Source organism: Bifidobacterium primatium (assembly GCF_002802875.1).
In the GTDB taxonomy this organism is placed as follows: domain Bacteria; phylum Actinomycetota; class Actinomycetes; order Actinomycetales; family Bifidobacteriaceae; genus Galliscardovia; species Galliscardovia primatium.
Window position 1 is genome coordinate 450,902 of sequence record NZ_PEBI01000002.1, and the last position, 9,975, is coordinate 460,876.

General features: G+C 62.6%; 9 protein-coding genes. 3 read left to right on the forward strand and 6 right to left on the reverse strand.

Annotated elements, in window-relative coordinates; all coding sequences use genetic code 11:
• The first annotated feature begins 223 nt into the window (after positions 1-223).
• Positions 224-1,303 (forward strand): PASTA domain-containing protein, encoded by a 1,080-nt coding sequence (locus CS006_RS10585; RefSeq protein ID WP_165777266.1) that lies wholly within the window; start codon positions 224-226, stop codon positions 1,301-1,303.
• A 582-nt stretch (positions 1,304-1,885) separates the two neighbouring features.
• Here CS006_RS10585 and CS006_RS05700 read toward each other — a convergent pair.
• The 6 genes from CS006_RS05700 to CS006_RS05725 all read right to left on the reverse strand — a co-directional run bounded on the left by CS006_RS05700 (position 1,886) and on the right by CS006_RS05725 (position 8,017).
• Entirely contained in the window at positions 1,886-2,578 is a 693-nt protein-coding gene (locus CS006_RS05700) for an L-ribulose-5-phosphate 4-epimerase (protein ID WP_100510109.1), read from the reverse strand.
• A gap of 222 nt (positions 2,579-2,800) precedes the next feature.
• Positions 2,801-3,688 (reverse strand): L-ribulose-5-phosphate 3-epimerase, encoded by an 888-nt coding sequence (locus CS006_RS05705; protein ID WP_100510808.1) that lies wholly within the window; start codon positions 3,686-3,688, stop codon positions 2,801-2,803.
• A gap of 160 nt (positions 3,689-3,848) precedes the next feature.
• A complete protein-coding gene (locus tag CS006_RS05710) occupies positions 3,849-5,189 on the reverse strand; it encodes an MFS transporter (protein ID WP_100510810.1) in 1,341 nt (446 codons plus the stop codon).
• Between the two features lie 32 nt (positions 5,190-5,221).
• Positions 5,222-6,199 (reverse strand): sugar kinase, encoded by a 978-nt coding sequence (locus tag CS006_RS05715; RefSeq protein ID WP_100510811.1) that lies wholly within the window; start codon positions 6,197-6,199, stop codon positions 5,222-5,224.
• 144 nt (positions 6,200-6,343) lie between these two features.
• A complete protein-coding gene (locus tag CS006_RS05720) occupies positions 6,344-7,021 on the reverse strand; it encodes a 3-dehydro-L-gulonate-6-phosphate decarboxylase (RefSeq protein WP_100510813.1) in 678 nt (225 codons plus the stop codon).
• 6 nt (positions 7,022-7,027) lie between these two features.
• Positions 7,028-8,017, reverse strand: coding sequence for a phosphotriesterase family protein (locus CS006_RS05725; RefSeq protein WP_100510814.1), 990 nt, complete (start codon positions 8,015-8,017; stop codon positions 7,028-7,030).
• Positions 8,018-8,297: 280 nt separating this feature from the next.
• Here CS006_RS05725 and CS006_RS05730 point away from each other — a divergent pair, with 280 nt between their 5' ends.
• Positions 8,298-9,254, forward strand: a complete 957-nt coding sequence (locus tag CS006_RS05730) for a sugar-binding transcriptional regulator (protein ID WP_243386767.1) — start codon at positions 8,298-8,300, stop codon at positions 9,252-9,254.
• 118 nt (positions 9,255-9,372) lie between these two features.
• Positions 9,373-9,975 (forward strand): phosphoribosylaminoimidazolesuccinocarboxamide synthase (gene purC / locus CS006_RS05735; RefSeq protein ID WP_100510817.1); only part of this gene is annotated, 603 nt, incomplete at its 3' end.

Sequence of the window (9,975 nt, forward strand, 5' to 3'; positions counted from 1 at the left end):
CTGATGATGCGAATATCCGACAGACTTGAGTGAATCTTCGGGATGTTCGTTCAATGGTTCGACGGCGAACACGCAAGCAGGGAGAGGAAGTCATATGGGACTCAGGGAATCACGACGGGCGCATGCATCGAATCCGACAGCGCGGCCAGGTGGCGAAGACGTTGAGAAGACGACGGTTTTCCCTGCTTCCGCCGAGGAATCGTGGAGGCATGCGGCACCGCCGATGGGCACGGCCGTATCGGTCGAGCCGCCGGTGACGGCTCCCGCGGCGGCGGATACCGTGGCGCTTCCTCCGATGGTGCCGCCTTCAAACCCTCCGGCGGGAAATGAGTCCTCATCTGCCGGTGGACGGGGTCGACGCGGCGGCAATGGCGGACGCGGACGTCATGGAAGCCATGGCGGCCATCGCGCCAAGAAGCCGTTCTGGAAACGGTGGTGGTGCTGGCTGATTGCGGCGGTGTTCGTCATCGGCGGCATCGGGTATGCCGTGGAACCGTCCATTGCCGTGCCGAACACCGTCGGACAGAACGTCATCGACGCGCAATCCGACTTGAAGACCGCCGGATTCGAAAACGTCGAGATATCGGGCCGTGACGGCGGCAAGGATGAGATCTGGACGGTGAAATCGCAGGACCCTGATGGCGGACAGGCGAAAAAGTCGGTCACTATCACGCTCACCGTGGAGAAGGACCTCTCCCGTGTGAGAAGCTATGCGGAGACGGGCATGAAGCTGGACAAGGCCAAGGAGGCCCTGTCCGATGCGGGGTATGACGCCGGCGATTACAAGATCGAGAGCGATACCGGCAAGGCCGTGGTCAAAGAGTCCAATTGGGTGATCGTGTCGGTGTCCGACGATTCCACGCCGGTCGTCACCGTGCACAACAAGGCCGCCGAAGAGGCCGCCAAGAAGAAGGCGGCCGAGGAAAAAGCCGCAGCTGAAAAGGCGGCTGCAGAGAAAGCCGCCGCGGAGAAGGCTGCTGCGGAAAAGAAGGCGCAGAAGGAAGCGGCTCGCAAGGCACAGGAGCAGAAGGCCGCCGAAGAGGCCGCCAAGGCCAAGCAGCAGCAGGAACAGCAGGCTCAGCAACAGCAAAGCCAATCCACGCAGGGCGGCGGCAGCGGCGGTAGCGGGCAGTCCTCCGGCGGGAGCAGCGGAAGCAACGGTAATGGCGGCGGCGGAGGAAGCGGCACGTTGTCGGCCGTGTGCGAGGACGGCACCACGTCCGTTTCCGCGCCCGGTGCCCCGAACTATCGCGGCATGTGCTCCGGTCACGGCGGCATCAAGCAGAAGCTCGGACGGAGCTGATGCGCTGTATGCCTCGGATTGAGGCGTTTCGGGAGCATTCGGGAGCCGCCGTGTGCAATGAGTGATGGACGACGCTGTGAAAACCCGGATTCGCGACGTCGTCCATCGGCTCGGGACGGTTTCGATGGACGGCACTGCAAATCGGGGGATTTCGCGACGTCGTCCATCGAAAACTGGGTGATATCAATGGATTGCGTTGCGATTTGGGATTTTTGCAGCGTAATCCATCGAAAACCATGTTTTTGATTTTCAAGAACGTTGAAATCATGCGGTTTTTGAAAATGGAAATGATAAAACGTCGTGGATTGGACCGCATATTCGTCAAAATGCGGTCCAATCCACGACGCTTCTATTAAATAGGTTCTCTCAAGCGGCCGAAAACCGCAGTCACTCCGTCTGACGTATGTGGCCGTAAGGGCGCGGACGGCGAAGGCGTACGAGGGTACGTCGAGTCGTCTGCAACGCCGCGGATGTTCCGTCGGTGCGGAGCATTGATTCGATGCGTGTGTCATCAAGGCGCGGGAGGCGAAGGCGTACGAAGGTACGTCGAGTCTCCCGCAACGCGGATGACACTCCATCGAATCAGTGCTGGCCGTAGACGTTCTGGTAGCGGTCGTTGAGCTTGTCGATGTCGGCCTGGTCGATCTCGATGATGTCGCCGAGCTGCCTGGCGGCCCACATCGTGTGCGCGACCTCCTCGGTCATGGCGGCGGCCTTGACGGCGGCCTCCGCGTCCCTGCCGATGGTGAACGGGCCGTGGTTCTGCATGAGCACGGCCGGGGACTTCGGGTACTTGGCGAGGGTCTCGACGACGCCCTTGCCGATGGCCTCGGAGCCGATGAGGCGGAACGGGCCGACCGGCACGGGGCCGCCGAACTCGTCGCCCATCATCGTCAGGCCGCACGGGATGTCCTGGCCCGTGGCCGCCCACGCGGTCGCGTACGTGGAGTGGGTGTGCACCACGCCGTACACGTCGGGCATGTGGCGGTAGATGTACGCGTGCGAGGCGGTGTCCGAGCTGGGGGCCTCGGAGCCGTCGACCACGTTGCCCTCGAGGTCGGTGACGACCATGGAGTTCGGGGTGAGGTTCTCGTAGCGCACGCCGGACGGCTTGATGACCATCAGGTCCGCGGTGTGCAGGCGCTGGGACACGTTGCCGGCCGTCCACACGACCAGGTTCCACTTGATGAGCTGCTGGTGGAGGTTGGAGACCACCTCGCGCACCTGCTTGACCTCGGCACGCACTTCGGGACCATAATCAGCCAACGTAGCCATAATCAGTTTCCTTTCGTAGAGGGTTGGGTTTTCGTAAGTCTTGGATGAACGTATGCCAGCATCCGAGAGGTGCGCTGGGGTCCGGAGATTGCACTAACCGGGGATTCACGTCGGGAGGCTGGCTCGTGATTGCATGATGCGTGTGTCCGCAAGGCGCACCGAGGGAAGGCATGTGCAGGTACGTCGACCGAGGAGCAACGCCGCGGACACTCCATCATGCAATCACGCCGCACGGCTCAGGACGGGTTCTTGAATAATGCCGATTCGGGCGAAGAGGTCGTCGAAGTAGGCCTTGGCCTTCTTCACTTCGGCGATGGGGTCCTCGGCCTTGCTGGTCCACATCTCCACGGTGTAGCTGCCGTTGTACCCGAGTCGGTGGAAGAGGCGGAGCACCGCTTCGAAGTCGACGGTGCCGTCTCCGAACGGCACCTCCTTGAACTGGCCGGGGAAGTCGGCGGTCACGGGCTTGGTGTCCTTCAGGTGCACGGCGACGATGTTGTCGATGTTCGATTCGATCTCGTGGGCAACATCGTTCTCCGGCCATGCGGTGAGGTTGCCGACGTCGGGGTAGGCCTGCAGGAACGGGCTGTGGATCTGGGTCTTGAGGTAGTCGACCTTGCTCAGCGAGTTGAGGAACGGGTCGTCCATGGTTTCGATGGAGAGCATCACCATCTTCTTGGCGGCCATCTCCACGCAGGTCTTGAGGTTTTCGATGAACCATTCGCGGCTTGATTCGGTCTTCGGCTCGTAATAGACGTCGTAGCCGGCCATCTGGATGTTGCGCACGCCGAGGTCCACGGCCAGGTCGATGGCCTTCTCCATCATCTCGAGCGCTTTGGCGCGGATGGCGGGGTCGGCGGAGCCGAGCGGGAAGCGGCGGTGGCCGGAGAGCATGAGGGTGTTGATGCGGCTTCCGGTCTTCCACATGGCATTGCGGAAGTCTGCGCGTTCCTGCTGCGTCCAGTCGAGGCGGGCGAGGCGTTCGTCGCTTTCGTCGACGGAGAATTCGAGGAAGTTGAAGCCGAGATCGTGGACGAGTTCGAAGGTCTCCTCCCAGGTGAGTCCGGTGGGCAGGGCCTTTTCATAGATGCCGACGGCGTTGACGGTCATGATGATTTCCTTAGGAAGTATGGATGCGGGAAAGTATGGGTATACAGGTGGAGATGGGTTTATGAATGTGCGGGAGATCGCCGCAGTTGAAGGCGTCGATTCGGTGACGGTGTTCGTCGGAGCATGATTCATGCCCGACGAACACCGGGATTTTCGGGAATCACAGGGATTCGAGGTCCTTGCTCTTCGTCTCCTGGGCGAACAGGTAGATGATCGCGCCGATGACGAGGCAGACGCCGAAGAACGTGAACGCGGTGGTGATGACGCTCAGGCTGATGTTCTGCGAGACGGCGCTGCCGCCGACGAGAACGCCCATCAGCGACGGGCCGACGATCTTGGCGATGGCGCCGAGACCGTAGCCGAGGCCGATGCCGGTGGACCGCACGTCGTTGGAGAACTGTTCGGAGCCGAAGGCGTTGATGATGCCGAACACACCGTCGGCGAACATCATGATGATGAGCACCTCGACGTAGAACGCCCAGCCGGAGCCGTGGAACAACGCGGCAGCGAAGCAGGCGGCCGCGCCGATCATGCCGTAGAGGAACATCGTCCAGCGGCGTCCGATGCGGTCGGCGAGCCAGGCGGAGCCGAAACGGCCGATGCAGTCGGCCACGGCGACGCCCATGAACAGGTAGGCGACCATTTCGGTGTCGAATCCGAAGCCGTCCTTGAGCAGGGTCTGGCCCCACGACTGGATGGCGAAGCTGCCGAGGATGAAGCAGAACGAGCCGAGGGATACGATGACGAGCGGACGCAGATGATGCGAGAACAGTTCGCCATAGGAGGCCTTCTTCTCCTCCTTGATCTCGGGCAGTTCACCGACCTCGTCCTCGGGGATGTTCATCGCCCAGGCGAGGGACTTGCGGGCCTTGTCCGGCTGGCCGTGCATCAGGTAGAAGCGCGGCGATTCGGGAACGAAGTGGATCCAGATGAGCAGCAGCACGGAGACGAGGCTCAGGGCGACCAGCATGCGCCAGTTGTCGCCGACGATGCGCTGGCATACGGAGCCAAGCAGCAGGCCCATCGGGATGAACACGGAGGCGAGTCCGGCAAGCAGGCCTCGCTGCTTGGAGGGCACGAATTCCTGAACGTACGGGATGGAGGTGATGTTGAGTCCGCCGACGCCCATGCCGACGCCCACTCGACAGGCCGCATACAGGTACCATGCGCCGTCGGGGATGATTAGCGTGAGCACCGTGAATACCAGGAAGAACAGCACGCAACAGCGGAACGATCCGCGTCGGCCGATGCGGTCGGACATGCGGCCCCACAGAATCGAACCGGCCACGGTGCCCAGACCAGTGCAGGAGGTGATGATGCCCGCCTGCATGCCGGTCAGGTTCCATGCCCCGGTGAGCAGGGAGATGACGAATCCGACCATGAAGATGTCGAAGAATTCGGCGATGTTGCCGATGACGGCGAGCGCGACGAGGCTTTTCTGGTGTCCGGTGAGGGCTCGGGAGTCGATTTGCTCGTATGCGGTGACGGTGGCGTTGGCCATGGGTTTCTCCTGACGTTGGTGGATGCCGTGGGTCAGCGGTCGATGTCGGTGCCGAGCGGGATGTCGAGTTCGCCGGGGCGCACGCGGGTCAGGTCGCCCTTGTGGGTGAGCGCCACCTTGGAGGCGTACTGGCCCCATTTGACTCCTTCGCGGATGTTGCCGGAGAGATAGCCGTGGATGGTGGCGGAGACGAACGAGTCGCCGGCGCCGGGGCGGTCGACCACGTTCACCGGGGTGGTGCGGTACGGGTAGAAGCCCTCGCGGCCGCGCAGGTAGGGGCCCTCGGTGTGGTTGGTGGAGACGACGTACTTGCATCCGAAACGGTTCTGCAGTTCGGCGGTGACCTCTTCGGGGGTTCCGGTGATGCCGAACACCTTTTCGGCGTCGGCGATGGAGCAGAACAGCACGGTGGCTTCCTTGGCGATGGGCTCGAGCACCTCGCGGGCCTTCTCGCCGCTCCACAGCTTGCGGCGGAAGTTCACGTCGAGAATCACCTCGACGCCGCGGCGCACGGCCTCGTCGGCGGCGTAGCGCACGACCTCGGCGGTGGTGTCGGTCAGGGCGGCGGTGATGCCGGTGAGGAAGATGACCTTGGTGTCGAGGATCTCATCCCAGTCGTAGTCCTCGATGCCGGTGGCGCGGAAGGTGGTCCATTCGCGGTCGTAGATGACGTTGGCGGGCATAGGGTATTCGCCGGGCTCCATGAAGTACAGGGCGGTGCGGCCGCCGGGGCGGCGGACCATGGTGTCCATGTGCACGCCGACGGAACGGTATTCGGAAAGGATGTAGTCGCCGAGGTCGCCTTCGGGCAGGGAGCTGGTCCACAGGGTCTCGCGGCCGAGCTGGCTGAGCAGGCCGGCGACGTTGGCTTCGGAGCAGGCGGGGTTCATGTGTACGGAGCGGGTGAACATCAGTCGTTCGCCGCGTTCGACGGTGAATCGGATCTGGCCTTCGCCGATGGTGGACAGATCGTACTTGGGGGTCCTGGGTTCAGGGGTGGATGCGGTCATGGCGCACTTCCTTGTGACTATAATCGTGTTGGAAATCTTTGGATAAGGGTTTTCGTATAGGGGCATCCCCGTGCAGGGGGATGCCCCGTTGTGTTGTTGTGGGTTTGTGATGCGCCGTCGTCGTAGTCGCCGCATCGTCGGCCGTCATTCGGGCCAGACGGTCCTGATGGTGTTCTTCAGCTCGGTGGCCGCGGCCAGCGGGTCGTCGGCCTTGACGATGCCGCGTCCGGAGATGATCACGCCGACGGGGGCGCCTTCGAAGAAGGGGATGTCCTTGACGTTCACGCCGCCGGTGACGGTGACGGTGAAGCCCATGGCATGCAGCTCCTTGATGCGTTTGATGTCGTCCTCGCCCCACTTGAGAGTGCCGGCGACCTCGGCGTCACGCGAGCGGTGGACGATGACGTGCTTGGCGCCAAGTTCCTTCCATTTGCGGGCCTTGTCGGCGTCGTAGTCCTCGCCGAGCTCGATCTGCACCTCGCCGCCGAATTCGTCGGCGACCTTGACGACCTGCTCCACGGTGGTGAGCGAGGCGCCGGCCACGACGGACACCCAGTTGGCGCCGGCCTCGAAGCAGTTGCGGGCGATGAGGGCGCCGGCCTCGGCGATGCGCACGTCGGCCAGGATGGTCTTGTTCGGGTACAGGGCGCGAATCTCACGCACGGCCTTGAGACCTTCGGCGATGATGAGGATGGTGCCGCATTCGATCACGTCGATCTGGTCGATGGCCTGGTTGAGGGGGCGCAGGGCGCTCGGCATGTCGGTGGTGTCGAGCGCGATCTGCAGACGCGGCTGGGCGAGCTTCTCGGTTGCTTCCGCCATCGTTGATCAGCCCTCCTTCTTGAAGGTGAAGAACTCCTGGGCGTTCTTCATGAGCAGCTTGTCGATGTATTCGCGGTCGAATCCCTCGTCGACCATGCGCGGGCCGTCGACGGCCGGGTTGTAGTCGACGCCGGAGGTGGCGCCGTAGGCCTTCTGGTAGCCGCGCTTGCCGGAGTCGGTGCCGAGCAGGATGCGGTCGGCGAAGCCGTCCTCGTAGAACGCCTTGAGCTCCATCATGCGGTTGGAGTCGGGCTGGTACTTGATGCGGTTGGTGCCGTCGATCTCGAGGTAGACGCCGAGCTTGAGGATCTGCTCAAGGTAGTAGACGTCGGCGTTGCGCTGGATGTGGCCGATGGCGATCTGGTTGGCCGGCACGCCCAGCTCGAGGAAGCCCTCGGCCTGCTCGAGGCCGCAGGTGCCGTACGTGGTGTGCGTGTTGATCGGGCAGCCGGTCTCGATGGCGGCGATGGCGGCGGCCTCCATGCACTTGCGCTCGAACTTGGTGATCTTGCCGTAGGCGGTGCCGACCTTGATCACACCGGCCTTGTACGGGGTGCGCTCGACGATCGGGCCGGAGTAGTCGTTCTTGTCGATGCCCTCGCGGATGTCGGCGATGACCAGCTCGGCCACCTTGTCGACGCTGTAGCGGTTGATCCAGTGGGACTGGGTCTCGAGGTAGACGTGCTCGCGGTGGAAGCCGGTGGCGGCGATGACCTGCAGGCCGTCGACGGCCTTGGTCACCTCGGCCAGCTTGTTGAGGTCACGGCCGCAGTTGATGGGGCACATGTCGACGACGGTGCCGCCGTTGGGGCTCCACTTCTTGGAGGCCTCGGCGAAGTAGCCGCCCTCTTCGATGGCCTTCTCGACCGAGTCGAGCTGGTGGTCGCCGTCGATGTAGACCTCGCCCGCGCCGACGCGGATCAGGTGGTCGTGGCAGTCCACGACGCCGAGGGTGCTGGGGTCGACGTCTCCGAAGATAGTGCGTGCGAATGCCATGGTGTACTCCTTTGTTCCGACCCGTCATCCGTGACGGGCCTTGGTTGTTCATCTGGCCTCGGGACCGTTCCCGTGGTCGTTGTCGTTGACGATTCACAATCTATGGCAATGCAACACGCCAATCCATCGATGCTGTGAACACATGTTCATACGAACGGCTGTTCATGATTGTCGGTGATGAAAAACCGTTGATTTTCCTTTGTTGTAAAGCATGTGATTTCGCTGGCGTGTCAATGGTTAATCGCGATAACATAAACATATGTTCAACGACGAATCGATTATGGCCACCTCAACATCACGGGAACACGTCGATCTGATGCTCCGGGTGGCGCGCTCCTACTATCTCGAAGACAAGACCCAGGCGCAGATCGCCAAGGAGATCGGCTATTCGAGGCCGACCGTATCCCGACTGCTCAAGGAATCGCGCGAGGCCGGCATCGTGCACATCAGCATCGGCCACGCGTTGGAACGCATGCGCACATTGGAGGAGGGGCTGAAGAAGAAGTATGGGCTCAAACACGCCCGTGTGGCCGAAGTGAAGCCCGACGAGGACCCGAAGATTGTCGTGCCGCGGTATTCGGCCGCATTGTTCGCCGAAACCTGCGCGCCGGATTCGCTGATCACCGTCTCCAACGGCAACGCGGTGGGCGCCACCGTGCGTGAACTGCCCGTGCTCGACTGGCCGAAGTCGAACGTCGCCCAGATGATCGGCACATTGAGCCCCGACAATCCCATGACCGATTCTCCCGACATCTGCCGCATGCTTGCCCAAAGGCTCGGCGGCACGTTCACCGCGCTGCCGGTGCCGATGATTCTTTCGAACGCCGAACTCGCCGCCGCCATGCGCAAGGAACCGCAGATCGCCACGGCGCTGGCGCTCGGCGGCGGCGCCGACGTGGCCATCTGCGGCATCGGCGCGGTAACCACCGTCCGTTCCGGCCATATCTTCGACGCCTACATCGACCAGCGCAAGGCCGGCGACCTGCTGCGCCACGGCGTGGTCGGCCACATCTGCGGCCATCACATCGACAAGGACGGCAACCACGTGCACACCGAACTATGCGACCGCACGATATCCATCGACATCGAACGCCTGAGGCGCATTCCGCTGGTCATCGCCGTGGCATGGGGAGATCCGAAGATCCCCGCGATTCGCGCCTGCATGCGCGGCGGCCTCATCTCCGCCCTGGTCACCGACGACTACACCGCCGAACAGCTGTTAACAGATGTTCACTGACCGACGGGCGTGGCCGTTCCTTCGGTGATACGCTGTTGCCCGTCAGGCCGGTCTGTGCCGATCGGCGGGACGACGACAGGCAACCATGCCAGGCAAACGCAAGCAAAGAAGGCGAACCATGAAGAAACTCGAAATGCTCTACCAGGGCAAGGCCAAGAAGATGTACGCGACCGACGAACCGGACGTGCTGTGGGTCGAATACATGAACCAGGCCACCGCGTTCAACGGCGAGAAAAAGGAACAGATCGAAGGCAAGGGAAGCCTCAACAACCGCATCACCTCCGTGCTGTTCGACCTGCTGCGCGCTCGCGGCATCGAAAGCCACTTCGTCCGCAGGATCTCCGACACCGAGCAGCTGGTGAGGAAGATGGACATGTTCCCGCTCGAGATCATCATGCGCAACACCGCCGCCGGCTCCTTCGCCAAGCGTTACGGCGTCGAGGAGGGCACGCCGCTGAAGAAGCCGATCCTCGAGTTCTGCGTGAAGTCCGACGACCTCGGCGACCCGTTCATCAACAACGACGGGCTTATGGCGCTCGGCATCGTCACCGAGGACAAGCTCGCCGAGATCTCCCGCATCGCATACGTCGTCAACGACGCGCTGACCGATATCTTCTCCAAGATCGACGTGCGGCTCGTCGACTTCAAGATCGAGGAGGGAAGAACCTCCGACGGCGCCATTCTTCTGGCCGACGAGATCACCCCCGACACCTGCCGACTG

Coding starts and splice junctions, on each gene's coding strand:
- CS006_RS10585 (WP_165777266.1), top strand. CDS start 224: ATGGGCACGGCCGTATCGGTCGAGCCGCCGGTGACGGCTCCCGCGGCG.
- CS006_RS05700 (WP_100510109.1), bottom strand. CDS start 2,578: ATGGCTACGTTGGCTGATTATGGTCCCGAAGTGCGTGCCGAGGTCAAG.
- CS006_RS05705 (WP_100510808.1), bottom strand. CDS start 3,688: ATGACCGTCAACGCCGTCGGCATCTATGAAAAGGCCCTGCCCACCGGA.
- CS006_RS05710 (WP_100510810.1), bottom strand. CDS start 5,189: ATGGCCAACGCCACCGTCACCGCATACGAGCAAATCGACTCCCGAGCC.
- CS006_RS05715 (WP_100510811.1), bottom strand. CDS start 6,199: ATGACCGCATCCACCCCTGAACCCAGGACCCCCAAGTACGATCTGTCC.
- CS006_RS05720 (WP_100510813.1), bottom strand. CDS start 7,021: ATGGCGGAAGCAACCGAGAAGCTCGCCCAGCCGCGTCTGCAGATCGCG.
- CS006_RS05725 (WP_100510814.1), bottom strand. CDS start 8,017: ATGGCATTCGCACGCACTATCTTCGGAGACGTCGACCCCAGCACCCTC.
- CS006_RS05730 (WP_243386767.1), top strand. CDS start 8,298: ATGGCCACCTCAACATCACGGGAACACGTCGATCTGATGCTCCGGGTG.